Annotated in this window: 18 protein-coding genes; 14 read left to right on the top strand and 4 right to left on the bottom strand. The window is 38.1% G+C overall.

What is annotated here, in order from left to right; genetic code table 11:
• Nucleotides 1–2 precede the first annotated feature (2 nt).
• The 6 genes from pepN to A379_RS03345 all read left to right on the top strand — a co-directional run bounded on the left by pepN (nt 3) and on the right by A379_RS03345 (nt 6,579).
• Entirely contained in the window at nt 3–2,645 is a 2,643-nt protein-coding gene (gene pepN, locus A379_RS03370; RefSeq protein WP_040725738.1) for an aminopeptidase N, read from the top strand.
• Between the two features lie 51 nt (nt 2,646–2,696).
• Complete coding sequence (locus A379_RS03365; RefSeq protein WP_040725736.1) at nt 2,697–4,142, top strand: penicillin-binding protein activator; 1,446 nt, start codon at nt 2,697–2,699, stop codon at nt 4,140–4,142.
• 101 nt (nt 4,143–4,243) lie between these two features.
• Nucleotides 4,244–5,362 carry a hypothetical protein gene (locus A379_RS03360; RefSeq protein ID WP_040725735.1) on the top strand — a complete coding sequence of 373 codons (1,119 nt, stop codon included), beginning with the start codon at nt 4,244–4,246 and terminating at the stop codon, nt 5,360–5,362.
• 16 nt (nt 5,363–5,378) lie between these two features.
• Nucleotides 5,379–5,627: a hypothetical protein gene (locus tag A379_RS03355; RefSeq protein WP_040725733.1), complete on the top strand. Its 249-nt coding sequence runs from the start codon at nt 5,379–5,381 to the stop codon at nt 5,625–5,627.
• 74 nt (nt 5,628–5,701) lie between these two features.
• Complete coding sequence (locus A379_RS03350) at nt 5,702–6,223, top strand: LPP20 family lipoprotein (RefSeq protein ID WP_040725730.1); 522 nt, start codon at nt 5,702–5,704, stop codon at nt 6,221–6,223.
• 71 nt (nt 6,224–6,294) lie between these two features.
• A complete protein-coding gene (locus tag A379_RS03345) occupies nt 6,295–6,579 on the top strand; it encodes a hypothetical protein (RefSeq protein WP_040725728.1) in 285 nt (94 codons plus the stop codon).
• A gap of 115 nt (nt 6,580–6,694) precedes the next feature.
• Here A379_RS03345 and A379_RS03340 read toward each other — a convergent pair whose 3' ends face one another.
• The 4 genes from A379_RS03340 to flgA all read right to left on the bottom strand — a co-directional run bounded on the left by A379_RS03340 (nt 6,695) and on the right by flgA (nt 9,173).
• Nucleotides 6,695–7,285, bottom strand: coding sequence for a PilZ domain-containing protein (locus tag A379_RS03340; protein WP_040725726.1), 591 nt, complete (start codon nt 7,283–7,285; stop codon nt 6,695–6,697).
• A 214-nt stretch (nt 7,286–7,499) separates the two neighbouring features.
• Nucleotides 7,500–7,988: a flagella synthesis protein FlgN gene (locus A379_RS03335; RefSeq protein WP_040725724.1), complete on the bottom strand. Its 489-nt coding sequence runs from the start codon at nt 7,986–7,988 to the stop codon at nt 7,500–7,502.
• A gap of 9 nt (nt 7,989–7,997) precedes the next feature.
• Entirely contained in the window at nt 7,998–8,303 is a 306-nt protein-coding gene (gene flgM, locus A379_RS03330) for a flagellar biosynthesis anti-sigma factor FlgM (protein WP_040725722.1), read from the bottom strand.
• A 120-nt stretch (nt 8,304–8,423) separates the two neighbouring features.
• Nucleotides 8,424–9,173, bottom strand: coding sequence for a flagellar basal body P-ring formation chaperone FlgA (gene flgA / locus A379_RS03325; RefSeq protein WP_040725720.1), 750 nt, complete (start codon nt 9,171–9,173; stop codon nt 8,424–8,426).
• A 225-nt stretch (nt 9,174–9,398) separates the two neighbouring features.
• Here flgA and A379_RS03320 point away from each other — a divergent pair, with 225 nt between their 5' ends.
• From A379_RS03320 to A379_RS03285, 8 genes are all read left to right on the top strand, one after another.
• The gene (locus A379_RS03320; RefSeq protein ID WP_040725718.1) at nt 9,399–10,370 is read left to right on the top strand and encodes a chemotaxis protein; all 972 of its coding nucleotides are present in this window, start codon (nt 9,399–9,401) and stop codon (nt 10,368–10,370) included.
• Nucleotides 10,371–10,380: 10 nt separating this feature from the next.
• A complete protein-coding gene (locus A379_RS03315) occupies nt 10,381–11,790 on the top strand; it encodes a hypothetical protein (protein WP_051144976.1) in 1,410 nt (469 codons plus the stop codon).
• Between the two features lie 83 nt (nt 11,791–11,873).
• Nucleotides 11,874–12,386 (top strand): helix-turn-helix domain-containing protein, encoded by a 513-nt coding sequence (locus tag A379_RS03310; protein WP_040725716.1) that lies wholly within the window; start codon nt 11,874–11,876, stop codon nt 12,384–12,386.
• Nucleotides 12,296–13,222: an IS3 family transposase gene (locus A379_RS03305; RefSeq protein WP_106381679.1), complete on the top strand. Its 927-nt coding sequence runs from the start codon at nt 12,296–12,298 to the stop codon at nt 13,220–13,222. The genes A379_RS03310 and A379_RS03305 overlap by 91 nt, the downstream gene beginning before the upstream one ends.
• Nucleotides 13,223–13,568: 346 nt before the next feature.
• A complete protein-coding gene (gene flgB, locus A379_RS03300; RefSeq protein WP_040725714.1) occupies nt 13,569–13,970 on the top strand; it encodes a flagellar basal body rod protein FlgB in 402 nt (133 codons plus the stop codon).
• Between the two features lie 23 nt (nt 13,971–13,993).
• Nucleotides 13,994–14,404, top strand: a complete 411-nt coding sequence (gene flgC / locus A379_RS03295) for a flagellar basal body rod protein FlgC (protein ID WP_040725713.1) — start codon at nt 13,994–13,996, stop codon at nt 14,402–14,404.
• A 19-nt stretch (nt 14,405–14,423) separates the two neighbouring features.
• On the top strand, nt 14,424–15,116 hold the full coding sequence (locus A379_RS03290) for a flagellar hook assembly protein FlgD (RefSeq protein WP_040725712.1): 693 nt from the start codon (nt 14,424–14,426) through the stop codon (nt 15,114–15,116).
• A 132-nt stretch (nt 15,117–15,248) separates the two neighbouring features.
• A complete protein-coding gene (locus A379_RS03285; protein ID WP_040725710.1) occupies nt 15,249–16,694 on the top strand; it encodes a flagellar hook protein FlgE in 1,446 nt (481 codons plus the stop codon).
• Nucleotides 16,695–16,845 lie beyond the last annotated feature (151 nt).

Here is a 16,845-nt window from a genome sequence, read left to right as displayed (position 1 = left end):
CCATGAAAAACGATACACCCGTTGTCCATTATTTGTCTGACTATCAGGCGCCTGAGTTTGAATTTAATGCCTTATATTTAACCTTTGATTTGAAAACTACAGAGACCATAGTGATAAATCAAATGCAGGTTAAGAATTTATCAAATCAAACACATTTGATACTGGATGGTGAAAACCTTAAATTGTTATCCGTTTTACTGGAGGGCGAAGAGCTTATACAGCTCTGTCAGCAAACTCAAGAAAACCTAATTATTCCGTTAACAAGCCAATCTGAATTTGAATTAATTATCAAAACTGAGATAGCTCCTGAAAAGAATACAGCTTTAGAAGGATTGTATCGAACCAGTGGTAATTATTGCACACAGTGTGAGGCAGAAGGCTTTAGAAAAATTACCTATTTTATGGATAGGCCTGATGTATTAACTCTTTTTACAACCAAAATCATTGCCGATAAAACAGAAAACGCAGTGCTACTTTCTAATGGTAATTTAATTGAGTCTGGTGAGTTAGCCGATAATAGACATTATGCTATTTGGGAAGATCCTTTTAAAAAACCGTGTTATTTATTTGCGTTAGTAGCAGGTAATCTGGAATGTATTCAGGATACATTTCGCACCGCAGATAATCGTGATGTAGATTTGAGGATTTATGTTGAACCTAAAAACATAGATAAGTGTGAGCATGCAATGACATCCCTTAAAAAGTCAATGCAATGGGATGAAGAACGTTTTGGGCTTATTTATGACTTAGATATTTACATGATTGTTGCGGTTGATGATTTCAATATGGGGGCTATGGAAAACAAAGGGTTAAATGTTTTTAACTCTAAGTTTGTATTGGCCAAGCCTGAGACGGCAACTGATGTCGATTATGAAGGCATTGAAGCGGTTATTGGGCATGAATACTTTCATAATTGGACAGGCAACCGAGTGACTTGTAGAGACTGGTTTCAGTTGACTCTAAAAGAAGGCTTGACCGTATTTAGAGACCAAGAGTTTACTGCGGACATGCTATCCCCAGAAGTTAAGCGTATAGAGGATGTAAAACGTTTACGAAGTAACCAGTTTCCTGAAGACGCAGGTCCAATGTCGCATCCTATACAGCCACAATCTTATATAGAGATGAATAACTTCTATACTATGACCGTTTATGAGAAAGGGGCTGAGGTCGTCAGGCTTTATCACTCTTTACTTGGTGAGCAAGGTTTTAGAAAAGGTATGGATTTGTATTTTAAAAGGCATGATGGTCAAGCTGTGACGGTAAATGACTTTAGAAATGCAATGGCAGATGCCAATAATATTGATTTATCTCAAATGCATCACTGGTATGTTCAAAATGGAACACCTGTTTTAAAAGTCGATGTTGTTTATGATGATAAAGCCCAAAGCTTGAAAGTTGAATTTACTCAGACAATCCCCTCTCTATCGGATAACTTTAAGCCGTTGCTTATGCCTGTTAAGTTAGCGCTTTTCTCAAAAGCGGGAGAACTTTTAGAGTTAGATGTTATTCTTGATGGTCAGGATTCGGTTTCATTAATGGCAAACGAAGTGCTTATCTCTTTAACAAAACTATCTCAGACAGTAACTTTTGGCAATATAGTTGAAGAACCTGTTGTGTCCCTACTAAGGGGGTTTACCTCTCCTGTTATTTTGGATTTTGAACAGAGTGATGAAGATTTAGCCAGTCTAATTCAATTTGATACAGACAGTTTTGTGCAGTGGGAGTCAATGCAAAAACTGGCTTTAAGAGAGGTTAAACGCAATATTCAAGCTTATGAAACAGGGAGCAAGTTAAGGCTCTCTTCACATTTTCTTAGCGCATTTAAAGGTGTGTTAAGTAATCATTGTCTTGATAATGCTCTAAGAGCTTTAGCTTTAACTTTACCAGATTTAACCTATATTGGAGAGCAATATCAGCAGGTGAATATCGATGCGATTTACCATGTGCATCGCTGGATTAAAGTAGAATTAGTCAATCAATTTGAAACGTTTTTCAAAGCGTTATATGAAACTTTAAGTAGTACTTCTGTTTCATACCAGTATCAAAAACAAGATATTGCAAATCGAAAATTAAAAAATGTGTGTCTACAGTATTTAATAGGTAAAGATAATCATGTCAGTCTAGGTTTGGAGCAGTTTGAAACAAGTCATAATATGACTGATGCGTTGGCCGCCTTGGAGTCGCTTTCTCATACAGACAGTGCTGAGCGTGAGTTTTGCTTGAATGCTTTTTATGATCGATGGAAGGAGGACTCTTTGGTTATCGATAAATGGTTTTCGTTGCAAGCCGCATCACACCATATTCATGCGTTAGAACATGTCAAAGCATTGGTTGAACATAAGGATTTTACATATACAAATCCAAATAGAGTTAGAAGTGTTTTGGGTGTTTTTGGGCGATTAAATATGTTAGGTTTTCATAGAGCTAATGGTGATGGGTATGCTTTCTTGGCAGAACAAGTGATTAAACTCGATTCGATTAACCCTCAAGTGGCAGCTCGAATTGTTGCACCTTTTACACATTGGCAGCGATATGATGAGAAGCGTCAACAGTTAATGAAGAAATCATTAAATGTGATTGTAAATGCAGATACACTTTCAAAAGATGTTTATGAAATTGTTTCTAAATCACTTAATATTTCTTAAATTTCGTAATCGGCTAAATTGCAGATATTGATTTTGACAAAGGAATAAGAAATGCAAATCATGCTCTTTTTGTTTGTTTGCTTAATCAGTAGCTTGCCTATGGCAAGCTTTGCCTATGCTGAAAGTTGGGATGAGTTTTTTCCAGATACAAACCCTAGAAATCATTATGGTTTAGAGAAAAAAAATTCGAATGGTTCTCAAAATCTGTCTATTTCACGTTTGCAACAGGTCAAAAGGTTAGATCAAGAAATCTTGATTTTGCGAGCTGAAATGTCCAAAAAGAATGGCGATATTCAGCAGGTTGAGCAATACTTAATTCAGCTTGATAAACAATTCGTTCTCCCCGAATTTAAGGTTAGGGTAGAAAACCTAAAGCGTTACATTCGTTCAGTGCCTAAGAAAACCTCTTCGTTCTTTTCTTTATTTTCTCATCTCAAATCAATCGACTTTCCAATGCATAATCAAAATGCTGTTGTGGCGATTGTATTACCAGTCTCTGGCGTCTATGCACAAGCAGGGAGTGAACTTCAACAATCGCTCCAAGCGGGGCTAAGAAGGGCGGGCTTTTCAGGGAAGTTAATTGCCTTAGATTCCGCCATTTATGACTCCGCTTTTGAGATTTGGGAAGTGTTAAAGTATTACGATCCAGATTTTATTTTTGGGCCGCTCGAGAAAGATAAAGTGGTTCAATGGCAAGCGCTTAAAACAGGTGTACAAGCATTATATTTCAACGATATTACCACGTTTACAAGCTATGAATTTACGCTTTCCCCAAGTAAATTAGCTGGCTTAGAGCAAGTATTTCAAACGTTAAATCAATCAGCTTATCAGCGAATATTGGTATTAAAGAATAGGGATGAATCCTCTCAAATGCTTGAGAAGGCATTTAACCAGGCCTGGTCAAACTTTCATTTAGCCCAGGATTATATTTTAAAAGAGGTAGACAATACGGTTGGGCAATCCATTGATGAAGGCTTGAATGTGACACTATCCAGGCAGCGAAAAAATACTCTGCAATCCCTATTAAAAGAGTCAATTGAATTTTCGCCTAGAGTGAGACAGGATATTGAGGCCGTTGTCTCGTTTATTCCACAAAATGAGGCCATTCAAGTATCTCCTTATCTTAATTTTTTACCAATCAAAGAATCCATTGTTCATATTTGGTATCCAAATAAAACGCCATCAACTAGTTACATAAAGAGTCACATGGATGCTTTACAGCAAACGTTTGTGATTTTACCTTCCCATTCAGCCCCAAATCTTAAAAAAAATAGTGATAATTCACATCTCAACTCAAATCTTGGTCTGTTTTATGCTTTAGGACAAGTGGCGATTGAAATTGTCAAAAATCCAAGCCTATCTTCAACAATTGATAGTTTGGTCGAAACGGAATACGGAGTTTATCTTCGTAATGCCAATGGACAATTTCATTTATTGCCAGATGTTTATTGGGCAGATAACGGTCTCTTCGAAAAATTTGTTACGCAATCAGAATAACCTGATAAAACAAATTCTTTCTAACCAACTCTGCTAATAGTGAATGTATGTCTAGTTATGTGATTTAGTACATAGTTAAAGATATGGTTAAGGAACGATGAGTGGCGACTACAGACGAAACATTTGATCCTAATGATCTCGAAAGTATAGATGCTTTATTAGATGAAGCAGAGCTTGAGGCTGTCTCAGATTTGCCAAGTGATGCTGATATGGATGAACCAGAAGAGAAGCCAAGCACTTCTCCAGGCTCTGACGAGTCTTTGGTCGATGACGATCTATTAGACTCTATAGATGACTTGGTCGCCAATACTGATCAAGAGCCTGAAGTGATTGCTGTATCTGAGCCTGTTTCAGAAGTCAAACAAACGGTAAAGCAGGACGTGGAATCGGATTCTTTACCCGATGTGGCACCTGTAATAAATGCACCTGTTGATTCCGTTTCAGATACAGATGATTTTTTATCAAAGCGTGCATCAGCACAAGCATCAAAAAATTCCAATATGGCGGCAGAAGATATGGATTCTATTAAAAAACTTATCATTATATTTGGTTCTATTCTTAGCGTGTTAGTGCTAGTTGGAATAGGTATTGGTGTATGGGGCGCTTTAGCCGCCTCCTCAGCGGGTGTGGACGAAGAGACACAAACTTTGATTGAATCGATTAAGGTGTCAACTGAGCAAAGTGGACTTGCTTCAGAGTCGGCTGAAAAAACGGCTAAATCTGTTGAGAAAAAACTCGATGCTATCAATTTTCAATTAGAGCAGTTAACCGCTGATATTGGGCAGCTTGATGGCAAAGCGACCGCAGAGAAAGTTGAAGTGCTTGACCCTCTTGGATTGGAGGCGAACAAAACACCTGTGCAAGTTAATGCGCAGGCAAATCCAACAACACCTTCTGTTCCGCAACAGCCTGAAGTCAATCATGCTGTTCCTGTACCGCAAACCAACGAATTGATGGATAAAGTCAGTTCAGTGAATAAAAAAATAATTTCGGCTCAACGACGCATTGATGAAGTAAATAACCGCGTTAAAAAAATTCAGGCGCAATATGCTTCGTTGATCCACAGTGTGAAAACCGTAGAGAAACAAGTGTTAATTGAGCAAGCAGAAAAAGCGGAAAAAGCAGAGTTAGAAAAACAAGAACAAAATACAAATAGATACAAATATAACGCACCTGATGGTGGTTTCTATGATCAGTCGGTAACGGATTCTTACCCATAAGATGTAGGGGGTTTCAATGAAAATGATAGGGGTAATCGGTGTGTTATCTACGTTTTTATTAACCGCATGCAGTAGTAATGGCTTTTTGAAAGATATTAAAAGCCAAACAGTTCAATTAGGAAAAAATGTCGGTTTAGTAGAGGTGAATACCATAAAAAAACCAGACTACTATTCCACTAAACAGATTGAAAAAAGTTATGAGTTTGGACAATATTACGATATTCATCATTTAGATTGTTCTGGTTCATCTAAGCCATGTGAATAGCTTGTATTATTATTTTGAGTAAAAAAGTAAAACATTTTTTGAGTAAATATTTGAGTAAAAGTGGAGTATAAACCATGAAAAAACATACATTATTAATAGCTGGAATGACGACTAGCTTGGCATTGTCAGGTTGTGTTCATCACCCTAAAACAGTAACAGTAGTTCCAGCGCAAACTGCAAATGTCGTTGCACCAGCACCAGAGCAAAAACCTGAATTATTAAAAATTACAGGTATCGGTTATGGGGCTGAAAGTACCTATGCGGCTTACACACAAGGACAAAGAAGGTTGATGGCAATTCGTTCGTCAAAATTGGATGCCTACAGAGCTTTGGCAGAACAGTTGTATGGTATCAAAATTGACAGTAATACTTCGGTATCTACCTTAACGGCAAAAAATGACAGCTTTAGAGCGCGTGTAAATGCAGTGGTAAGAGGGGCTAGAGTGGTAAGTGTTACTCCAATGGCTGATCAAAACTATGAAACGGTGTTGGAAGTGTATGTGGACAAAAGATTTTTTGAAGAAGCTTTTGTATACAGTGCGTCCAAAAATGAAGCTGTTGATCCAGAAACGGCTTACAAAGTAAGTACTTATTAAACTTACCAGGCCTGGTATCTTTGTTTGGTGATAATGATATGAACGGTGTGATAAGTAGGGAACGGTAAGTTATGATTAAACCAATATTTGTTGTGATGATTCTTTCATTGTTTATGTGGCAAAGTGTTGCTGATGCGGCAAGTATCAGTACGCGTGTTCGAATTTTAGAGAGCAAGGTTGCCAAGCAAGAAAAGGCGATAAAAACTTCAGAAAAATCCCAGCAAGAAAGTTCGGCTAGGGTTGATAAAGGTTTGGCAAAAATCAGCGCTATAGAAAAAAAATTATCTAAACTATTAAAAGATGAGAACTCAGATAAGAAAGTGGAAAGAGCGGACAAACGCTACGCTTTTCCCTAGCTGGCTTACTGATATCTAAGCTACTTAACTTAGTTTTTACTCAAAAAACAAAAAGCCCTGTTAGTTATTAACAGGGCTTTTTTGTTTTATAAAAATTTATAAACTTGTGGAGTGTTTACGATCTTGTTTTTTGTTCTTGTTGGCGTTTCTTTTGGGCAAATTCAATTTCTTTTGCTTGTATAAAGTAAACCAGTTTTCGTCGATCATCTTCAGCAAGTGCTTGGTACGACAGTGAAATAGTCGAACCAGGTGAACCGTCTGTAAGAGGGCTAATATTCACAATATCACAGCGAACTAAAATCGGGGACTCATTGGCCAGTGGTTTGATTAAGAGGTCAATCTTATCGGTCATTTGAACCTCTTCTTCAATGTCTATGGCAATGCCGCTTCCGCTTAAGTTTACTAAGCGCTGGGGAATTGCTCTAGCAAGTTGCTTCTCATCAATGGTTTGTAACATAAAGTTTATTTTACTGTTCATCGCTGTCAGTGCGGTAGCGAGTAAAGAACTTTTTTGATTAATGTGAGAGATGACCTCATTAATCTGTTCGTCAAGTTGTGTAAGATTCTCCATAAAATACTCTTCAATGTATTTAGAATCTGGTGATGTAGGTAGTAGGGTTTGTTCAGCTTCTTGGAGCGTTAAAATACGGTAACTACAAGGCATGATGACGTCAATTCGATAGTATGAACGTTGGTCTTTACGCATAAGGTATCTCTCTAATCTTATCAAAGGCTGTGAATTGAGTAATTTCTATTACTCAGAATTTATTGCGATAGTTTATTACAAAAAGCCCTAGGGTTTGTAAACTCTTTGCTATTTGAAATAATTATCTAAACGTATAAGCACTAAATAAGCCAGATAATAGGATGATAAGAAAAATGGTTGTAGAAGGAAGAAAAAGAGAAGGAATCTTGCTAGGTTAAGCCTTGCCAAGGTTGCTTTGTTTATTGCCTGTACGGGTTTTTTCGCCGCTTGAACCGTATAATTTAACGTCTTGTTGTTTGCCTGATATTAAATCTAAAGTGTGTTGATTGATATTGCTTAAAATTTGTATAGACATACCATTGGCTAGGTTTTTATCTTGGCAGGCTGCTATTTTAGGAACTAAGGTCTTCAGGTTTGACTGTACGCTTTGATCTAAAGCTTTAAATTCATTACTCTGGCTAAGAGTAGTAATGTTTAGGTTGAGTGGCTTTAAAATGATTTCAATCGATTTTGTTGATATGTTTAATTGATTTGCAATATCACTTTTGATTGCGGCTACTTCTAACAGTTTTTCGGGTTGGTTTTTTTTTATACAATCCGATTCAGAGTCAAGAATATTAGAAAATTCTTCTAACAAGTGAAGTAATTCTTCAATGTGTGAGGTAAATTGTTTTGAATGTAGTTCACTTGTTTTATTTGTCATAATCTAAAATTAAGCCTTTGCAAATAGGGCTTCTGTTTGAATGAGCTTTTCTGCAATTTTTTGGGTATTAACTTGATACGAACCATCTTGAATAGAAGCTTTAAGGGCGGCAATTTTTTCAGAGTTATCAATATTCACGTTTTTAGACTGATTCTCTAAATCCATAACCTGAGATAAAACACCTGTTAAAGTAACTTTGTCTGTCGCCATGCTTGAAGCATGTTTATTGTTTTCGCCCAAATCTGCAATAGACTGTTTTACCGAGTCATTGTTACGGTTTGCAGCGACATTAGTTGTTAAGTTTTTAATATCCATTTTTCTGGCCTCACACCTGGTATTAGCTGTTATTTTAACAGCATTATTTATTCTTTCTACAATTTGTATCGGCAAATAATTGAAAGCTTTAGAAAAAAAGACTATTTTTTTCTTTTTTTATTATGGAACCAATACCGTGTTTGGAGCAATAACGATGCCTTTAATGATTTTTTCTGAAGTATTGTTTCTAATAGGTACTTGTTCATCGGCCACGGCACTCTCTAATGCTGTACCACGCGTCTTAACTTCTATCCCACCAATTCGTGTGATGATATTGACTTGTTTATTTTTAAATACCCAGTAGGGAGGCTGTAAGTCTCGTACCTTAATAACGGTATTGGGTGCAATGGCTTTTTTCGTTCTCATGCCAATGACTTTAGAAGCATCAACCATTCCTCCTGAAGGGATTCTTTTATAATTAAGCAGTACTTGCTTAACGTCTCCCTCTTTTATAACGGCTCTTTTTAGTATTCCATGAGTTGTCATAACAACAGGTTGTTTTCCTTCTACCGTAACAGGCACAAATACGCGCCATTTGGGTTGTCGGCAAAAAACACTGATAGTCATTCTTCCAGCGATATTGCTTAAGTCTTTATCAAGCAGTTCTAGGTTTGATGTACACAGCGGAATCTTTAACTCTGGGGTGAGTTTTCGAAGCTGTATTGAAGCGTCAAAAATTTTTTGGTCAATTTTTTGCTTAACATGATTTGTGACTAATTGATGGATCTCATCCAATGGTTGATAGGCGGTCGTGTTACTCTTGTTTTGAGGTGTGATTACACTCTGCTCTTCGTTTCCATAGGTGCTAGAAAATGGCAACAGTAAACAGAGTGATAACGATAGGATAACGAATTGTTTGATATGTTTCATGGCGTCAGTCTAACATGAGTAATGTGTTGTTTGAAAGCCATCCCAGTTAGGTTGTTTTTTGCAAGAATATCAAAAAAAACTTTGTGGATTAGTCGCTTTTAGTTGATAAATTACTTTTGCGAAAAGGTAATAGTTCTTTAATTTGAACTACAGATTACAAAAAGATTTACGTTATACTCGTGAATAATAATAAATATCGATTTAATGGAATAAGGTGGCGTTAACATGTCGAGCTTTTTAAAAGGGGTTGATCAAAGAACATCCTTGGCAGGTATGAACCGAATGGAATTACTTCTTTTCACGATTAAAGGAAAGCAACTGTTTGGTATTAATGTGTTCAAAGTACGGGAAGTAATTCGTACACCTGAAATATCTTCAGTACCTAAGGCCGATTCTCGTGTGGTTGGTGTGGCTGATATTCGTGGTCAGACGATGCCGATGATTGATTTGGCGATGGCCTTGGATTTGGAGCCAGTCAATCCAGAAAAATATTCAGATAGCTTAACGATTGTGACGGAATTTAATAGCTCAATTCAGGGGTTTTTAGTTGAGGATGTTGACCGTATTGTGCACTTGCGTTGGGAAGATATTTTGGCACCGCCAGATAGTTTGCAAAATGTGAATTATTTAACAGGTATTACTCGAGCACAAAATCAGATTGTACAAATCGTAGATGTTGAAAAAGTTTTGGCCGAGGTTTCAGGCGTAGCCACTGAGATGTCAGATGAATTTATTTCAAAACATATTAGTAAAACCAAGAACCAAGATTATTTTGTTTTAGGGGCGGATGATTCTACTGTTGCACGCACTCAGTTAAAAAATATTTTAGATAAAATGGGGATCGCTCATAAGATTCTCAATAACGGGAAATTAGCCCTAGAGTTTTTGCAAAAATGGGCAGATGAAGCGGATAAAGGAATCTCACCTAGGGTAAGTGATCGTGTATTAATGGTAATCTCAGATATTGAAATGCCAGAAATGGACGGCTATACCTTAACAACCAGTATTCGTAAAGACGATCGTTTAAAAGACTTGTTTGTGGTTTTAAACTCGTCATTAAGTGGTGGTTTTAATGAAAGCCTAACCGATAAAGTGGGTGCAAATGTCTTCTTGTCTAAGTGGCATTCTGATGAGTTAGCTACGACGATTGTTAATCGAATTGATGAAGTGAATCAAGTTAAGCAACACCAGGCCTAGAGAGTTGCAAATGTATAAAGAAATAGCAAGAGCAGTGGTTTTGTCTTTATTATTTTGGGGTGGTGTCAATATGGCACAAGCCAACCAAAAATATGAGGATGAGTGTATTGAAAACCCCAATCGACCAGAGCAAAAATGCGCTGTAGATTATGGCGTTGAAAAAGAAGCTGAAGGTCATATCCAGAATCCTTCTTCTGATGCTTTGTCAGGCAATAATGGTAAACACAACCAAAGCAATAACGGGCTTTTACAAAATCAACAAAATCAAGAGCAATGTGTTGTTGTAAAAGGCTCAGCCAGCACTAAAGATGTAAGTAAAGCGTTTGCCAGGAAAATGGCGGTTAGAGATGCTTTGCAACAGGCGAGTTTAAAAAATAATGTCGTTGTTAAAACGGATCAGTCGGTTGAGTCTTACCAGCTAAAATTAGATAGCAGTCGTTTTATCTCAAACAGTAAAGTCAAAAGTTTTGATGTACTTAAAGAGGGGTATGAAGACCCAAATGACATGTATGGCAAAACTAAAACAGAACCTTTAAATTATGAAGTTACGATGCGTGTATGTTTAACCGAAGAGCGTGGTGTTTGTACTAATTTACCTGGCAATCAATATCAAACGCGATTAGCGGTTGCGCCTGTTGTGTTTCCACATGCAAGTCAAGCCAATGATATCTCAAATTTATTAAACGGTTACCAGCTTGAATTGGAGAGAAGAATTCGTAATCAAGGGTATAAAAATCACACCTTATTAAAGCAGGCGGTGGATCTTCAGCCAAATGTTCAAGTTGCTCCAAACTTAGATCCAGAGCTAATCACATCTATTCGAAACCAAACGGGGGCTCAATATTTATTGCTAACAGCTTTACGTTCTATGTCTGCACACCAAGATGGCGGCATGATGAATGACGTAAAAAGGTTCTATAACTTGCAAGTGAAGCCTACAAGTCGTTACATTGAAGCGGATTGGTATATTGTTGATTTGATGAAAAATGAGCTGGTTCATCAATCTCGTGGTGGTTTTGATGTAAATGGTGAGGTTACGGTAGGCCGAGATCGACCTTTCGGAACGAATAGTTTTTTTGCTACCAATACAGGCAAAGCTTTTCACGCACTGCTTGAACAAGAGGTCACTGATACAATTGATTACCTGCATTGTAAATCATTTGAAAGTGAGATTATTGATGTGCGAGAGAATGAGTATGTGATATACCTTAATGCAAATTCAGGTGCTAAAGTCGGTGATGACTTAGCGGTTTATCATAAAACTGGAAGGCCTGTTCGTTTCAGTGGTTTGAACCTGGGTATTGATCAGGTGCCAGGCGCATTTTTGAAGATTACTCGAATCATGCCTAAGTTTGCTATTGCAGAGTTAACCGCCAAAAAAGGTTTAGTACAGATTGGTGATGTGGTTAAGACTTGGTAGTTTTTTGACATTTTATTTTTTTAGAAAAGGCCTGCATAATGAAGTGACCCCCAAATGTTGGACACCAACTTTGGGGGTTTTTCATGTCCAAATACAATCGAGAATTTAAACTGGCGATTGCTAAGCAATGCCTTTCTCATGAATCCAGTCTGTCCATTTCCAAGCGACTCGGTATTCCAGATCGCTATATCCGTTACTGGACACAAGTCTATCGTTTCCATGGTCAAAATGCGTTTATCAAACGAAACACACCATACTCTTTTGAAGACAAATATCGTATCCTAAAACACATGCGTGAAAATAACTGGTCTATTAGTTATACCAGTATTGTCCATAACATGAGTTCTCCAGGTACGATTTCTACTTGGCTCACTCAATTCGAACGGTTCGGCCTTTCAGGCTTGCAGCCTAAAAAGCAGGGTAGAAAAATGAAAAAAAACCAAAAGCAAGAAACCATTAAACCAACCGAACAAATGAGCCTAGAAGAGTTACGAGAAGAACTCGAATACCGTCGAGCGGAGAATGCCTATTTAAAAAAGCTCGATGCCCTGCTTCAGGAAAAAGAACGCCAAACCAAGAAAAAGCAGGGCTCATAGATCAGCTTAGAAAGTTCTATCCACTTAAACATCTTCTCAAGGCTGCAGGGCTTGCACGCAGTGTGTTTTATTACCATCAGGCTCGCAGTGCGCTGCCTGATCGTTATGCGGACGTTAAAAGAGCGATTCAACAACTCTTTAATGAGCATAAAGGTCGTTATGGGTATCGACGCATGACCTATGCATTAAGGCGCTTAGGTCACTTTTTAAACAAGAAGGCCGTTCAACGTTTAATGCAAGAACTGAACTTAAAGTCATTCGTCAGGCCAAAGCGTTACCGATCCTATAGAGGTCAAGTAGGCCGAATTGCCGAGAATATGCTTCAAAGAAACTTCCATGTTGATGCACCGGATAAAAAATGGGTAACCGATGTCACGGAGTTTAAAGTCGGAGAACAGCGAGTTTACTTATCCCCCGTGATTGACCTGTTTAACCAAGAAGTGATTAGTTATCGAGTGGCCAAGAGTGCACGGCTTCCACTGGTGACGGACATGCTTAAAGAAGCGATGAGTAAGTTAACAGGCAAAGTTAAACCCATATTCCACAGTGATCAAGGTTGGCAGTATCAGCATGGTGATGTTCAGGAGCTACTAAAAAAGCATGGATTAACTCAGAGCATGTCAAGAAAAGGGAACTGTTTAGACAATGCGGTTGCTGAGAACTTTTTTGGCATTCTCAAAACCGAGATGTATCATCGTAAGAAGTTCAATAGTGCTGAGCATCTAATGGAAGAAATTAAAGACTATATTGAGTATTACAATACAAAACGAATCAAGGTGAAACTAAAAGGCCTGACTCCGATAGAATATCGAAATCAGGCCTTAAGTGCCGTTTAACTAAAATGTCCAACTTTTTGGGGTCACTTCATAATGCAGGTTTTTTTATACCTTTTTCACTCTGTTTTTAGTTATTTTGAAAAAGTTACCAGGCCTGGTAACTCCAAAAATAGATTGTAACCACGTGGTTTATTTGTTGTTTTTACCAGGGTGGCAATTTTTTCCTCTTTTTTATTAAAGTTTTTGAAAAGCGGCCGATAACTGTCGTTTTAATTAAAACTTTAGCCTTTATTTGCGATTTAAAATAAAAAACTAAAGTTTGGCATCTCTGTTGCTATGGACTAATCAATAAATAATGAGGTGTCAAAAAAACACCTACTTAGATTGACCTAATAAGGGAAGTGAGATGGCAGAGTCTATATTTGGTATCCATGAAGCGGCTTTAAGGGTGCGCACGCAAAGAGCGGAGTTGTTGGCAAACAATCTCGCTAATGCAGATACGCCAAATTTTAAGGCCAAGGACTTGGATTTTAGAAAAGCGATGCACGATGCCAGCTCACAAATGAAAAGTCCATACGAAACGACAATGACTAAAACCGATGCTGGTCATATTAGTGGTGACGGTTTTACTTCAACATCTCAGTATTTACAGTATAGATTGCCAACCCAGCCCGCTTTAGATGGTAATACGGTTGAAACCCATATTGAAAAAGCGCAGTTTATGGAAAACGCCATGCAGCAGCAGGCAACGCTTGAGTTTATAGACGGCAAAATTTCAGGAATTCGTGGCGCACTGCGTGGTGAGTAAGCTCTGAATAAGGAGAGTTAAAGATGTCAATGTTCAAAATTTTAGATATTTCTGCTTCTGGAATGCATGCGCAAACGGTTCGTTTAAATACTATCGCTTCCAATATGGCGAACGTCGATAGTATTAGCTCAAATAAAGACGAAACCTATAAATCTAAGCAGCCTGTTTTTCAAACGATTCTTGAAGGAAATATGCATGAACCAACAGGTGGGGTAAGAGTAAAAGAAGTTGTTGAAAGTCAGGCTCCATCGATTATGGAATACAACCCAAGTCACCCAATGGCAGACGATAAAGGATACATCTATCGGCCAAATGTCAATGTGGTGGAAGAGATGGCAAATATGATGTCTGCATCACGTTCATATGAAACTAATATTGAAGTAATGAATACGTCAAAGCAGTTGTTGCTACGTACCATTCAATTAGGCCAATAGGCGAGCTAAGGAGTAACTTATGGCAGATTATTTTCCAGGTGTAACAACCAGTAATACAGATTATTTGGAAGCAATGCAGCAAAGCTCTAATCCGAGTTCATCTGCTCCAAATAATGTGATGGGACAAGCAGATTTCTTGATGTTATTAACCACTCAGTTGCAAAACCAAGACCCTTCAGAACCGATGGATCCGACTTCCTTTGTGACAGATCTAACACAAATGAGTCAGTTGGAAGCGACAACTAAAATGAATGAATCTATTTTGGCCATGACGCAAGGATTTCAAAATTTGCAAACTATGCAAGCGGCATCCATTATTGGTAAAAATGTACAGGTCGATGGGGAAGATTTTTCTCATACTCAAGATGCTGTTTCACAGTTTAGGTTATCTTCAGACGAACCTTTGACCGATGTTACTGTTGTTATAAGCAATGCAAATGGTGTAGTGAAGGAGCTCAGTATCGACGATATTCAGGCGGGTGAAAAAATAGTCGATTGGAACGGTTTGGATAACTTTGATCGCGCTCAGTCATCGGGTGTTTACTCTTTAACCGCTTATGGAACTGATGCGAATGGAGAGTTGCAGTCAATCAATACTGTTGTGCCATCAAGAGTCAATTCAGTTGGTATTGATTCGAGTGGTGGAATGACACTCACTTTGGCAACGGGTGAGCGAGTAACCATGGATACGGTTCGTGAAATTAGTGGTTAATCATTATCCCAGAATAACTAAATTTAAATTTAATACAGAACAATACAAACAATAAATAACAAATAAACGAGCACCTTTTATCTGTGCCAGTTTATATAAATTAATAAACACAAATAGAATGGGAGAGTCATCATGGCTTCATTTGATTTAAATGCTTTAAGCGGTATTAATGCAGCGTCGTCTGGATTAGCGGTTATTTCTAACAACTTGGCCAACTCACAGTCGGTGGGTTTTAAGAGCTCACGAGCTGAGTTTGCCGATATGTTTGCAGGTGCTCAAAACTCTCCTGGAGCAGGTGTTCGAGTAGAGGCCATTACTCAAGACTTTACCCAGGGTACAGTAAATGGTACGGGGCGTGAGCTTGATATGGCCATGAATGGCGAAGGCTTTTTTGTTTTAGAAGACCAAACAGGCAAATATGACAATGTCTATACTCGTAATGGTTCGTTTAAACTAGATAAAGATGGTTTTTTAACCGATCAGTCTGGAAATAAAGTACAAGGCTACCTTTTGAATGAAACCCTATCGACTGAAGCGAATCCTGTATTTAGCACGGCCTTGGATTCGATTGATTTAGATGCGTTAAATAAACAACCAAATGCAACCTCTGAAATGATCTACGATATCAATCTAGACGGTGAAGAAGTTGAAAACGTTGATTCTGCTGGTGTATCTGTAGGTGCTTCAATTGGTCAGCTAACTACGCCTGGTGATGATAACCTTAATGCTTATGACGGTTTTCCAGATTACTTTTATCCGATGACCATTCATGACAGTTTAGGTGGTGAACATACCTTAAATGCAAACTTTTATAAAAATGAAGTCGTCGATCAAGCGGCATCTTTAATTGATGCAGATGGTAACCCAGCGGCACTAGGTTCTGGGGTTAAATATACTTCATGGCTTGCTCAGTATTCAATTACGGCAACAAATGAACAAGGTGATGTAACCTACACAGGACATGTAGATGATGGATCAGGTGATCAAGGGCAGGTTTTTGAACTGCGTTTTGACACCAATGGCGAGTATTTAGGGGCATTTGATCCAACAAGTGCAACGCCTGATGTAAAAATCTCAGCAGCATTGAATTTTGCTATTGATAACCCTGTTACTGGTGCAACTGATCCTTTAGGTGACTTAGCGGGTATTACACTTGATTTTGGTGATATGAGCCAATTTGCTGGTAGCTATAACCAGCGTGGTACAACACAAAATGGTTACTCTATTGGTGACTTGGTAGGGTTAACGACGGCTGCAGATGGTGTAATTGAGGCACGTTATTCCAACGGTCGCTCTATTCCTGTAGCACAATTAGCGGTAGCGAACTTTGCAGATAAAAATGCAATGGAAAAATTAGGTGGCCAAACTTATGCACAATCTTTTGCTTCGGGCGCTGTTCAGTTGGGGCAGCCTGAAAATAACGGTTTTGGCTCTATTGTATCGGGGTCATTAGAATACTCAAACGTTGATACGGCAGCTGAACTCGTGAATATGATTCAGACCCAAAGAACTTACCAGGCCTCGGCACAGGTAATCTCAACTTCACAAACATTAACGCAAACAATTTTAAACTTGTAATTTAAATTTTTTACCCTTTTCTGGTCTTGCCGGCAACTTTTTGCCGGCTTTTTTATCTCTACAAAACCTCTCTATATAAGCTTATCGGCGATTTTCTAAATTCTTTAGTCTTTATTTATATTGTTTTTGGCATAGTCTCTGCTAAATACTC

The sequence above is a fragment of the Thiomicrorhabdus sp. Kp2 genome (genome assembly GCF_000478585.1).
Lineage (GTDB): Bacteria > Pseudomonadota > Gammaproteobacteria > Thiomicrospirales > Thiomicrospiraceae > Thiomicrorhabdus.
This window is presented reverse-complemented; position numbering and strand designations above follow the sequence as displayed.

What these genes read in the sequence shown, in the direction of transcription:
- A379_RS03290 (WP_040725712.1), top strand. Translation starts at nt 14,424, where the DNA reads ATGGCAGATTATTTTCCAGGTGTAACAACCAGTAATACAGATTATTTG.
- A379_RS03345 (WP_040725728.1), top strand. Translation starts at nt 6,295, where the DNA reads ATGATTAAACCAATATTTGTTGTGATGATTCTTTCATTGTTTATGTGG.
- A379_RS03340 (WP_040725726.1), bottom strand. Translation starts at nt 7,285, where the DNA reads ATGCGTAAAGACCAACGTTCATACTATCGAATTGACGTCATCATGCCT.
- A379_RS03335 (WP_040725724.1), bottom strand. Translation starts at nt 7,988, where the DNA reads ATGACAAATAAAACAAGTGAACTACATTCAAAACAATTTACCTCACAC.
- A379_RS03350 (WP_040725730.1), top strand. Translation starts at nt 5,702, where the DNA reads ATGAAAAAACATACATTATTAATAGCTGGAATGACGACTAGCTTGGCA.
- flgC (WP_040725713.1), top strand. Translation starts at nt 13,994, where the DNA reads ATGTCAATGTTCAAAATTTTAGATATTTCTGCTTCTGGAATGCATGCG.
- flgM (WP_040725722.1), bottom strand. Translation starts at nt 8,303, where the DNA reads ATGGATATTAAAAACTTAACAACTAATGTCGCTGCAAACCGTAACAAT.
- pepN (WP_040725738.1), top strand. Translation starts at nt 3, where the DNA reads ATGAAAAACGATACACCCGTTGTCCATTATTTGTCTGACTATCAGGCG.
- A379_RS03355 (WP_040725733.1), top strand. Translation starts at nt 5,379, where the DNA reads ATGAAAATGATAGGGGTAATCGGTGTGTTATCTACGTTTTTATTAACC.
- A379_RS03285 (WP_040725710.1), top strand. Translation starts at nt 15,249, where the DNA reads ATGGCTTCATTTGATTTAAATGCTTTAAGCGGTATTAATGCAGCGTCG.
- A379_RS03365 (WP_040725736.1), top strand. Translation starts at nt 2,697, where the DNA reads ATGCAAATCATGCTCTTTTTGTTTGTTTGCTTAATCAGTAGCTTGCCT.
- A379_RS03315 (WP_051144976.1), top strand. Translation starts at nt 10,381, where the DNA reads ATGTATAAAGAAATAGCAAGAGCAGTGGTTTTGTCTTTATTATTTTGG.
- flgB (WP_040725714.1), top strand. Translation starts at nt 13,569, where the DNA reads ATGGCAGAGTCTATATTTGGTATCCATGAAGCGGCTTTAAGGGTGCGC.
- A379_RS03320 (WP_040725718.1), top strand. Translation starts at nt 9,399, where the DNA reads ATGTCGAGCTTTTTAAAAGGGGTTGATCAAAGAACATCCTTGGCAGGT.
- A379_RS03310 (WP_040725716.1), top strand. Translation starts at nt 11,874, where the DNA reads ATGTCCAAATACAATCGAGAATTTAAACTGGCGATTGCTAAGCAATGC.
- flgA (WP_040725720.1), bottom strand. Translation starts at nt 9,173, where the DNA reads ATGAAACATATCAAACAATTCGTTATCCTATCGTTATCACTCTGTTTA.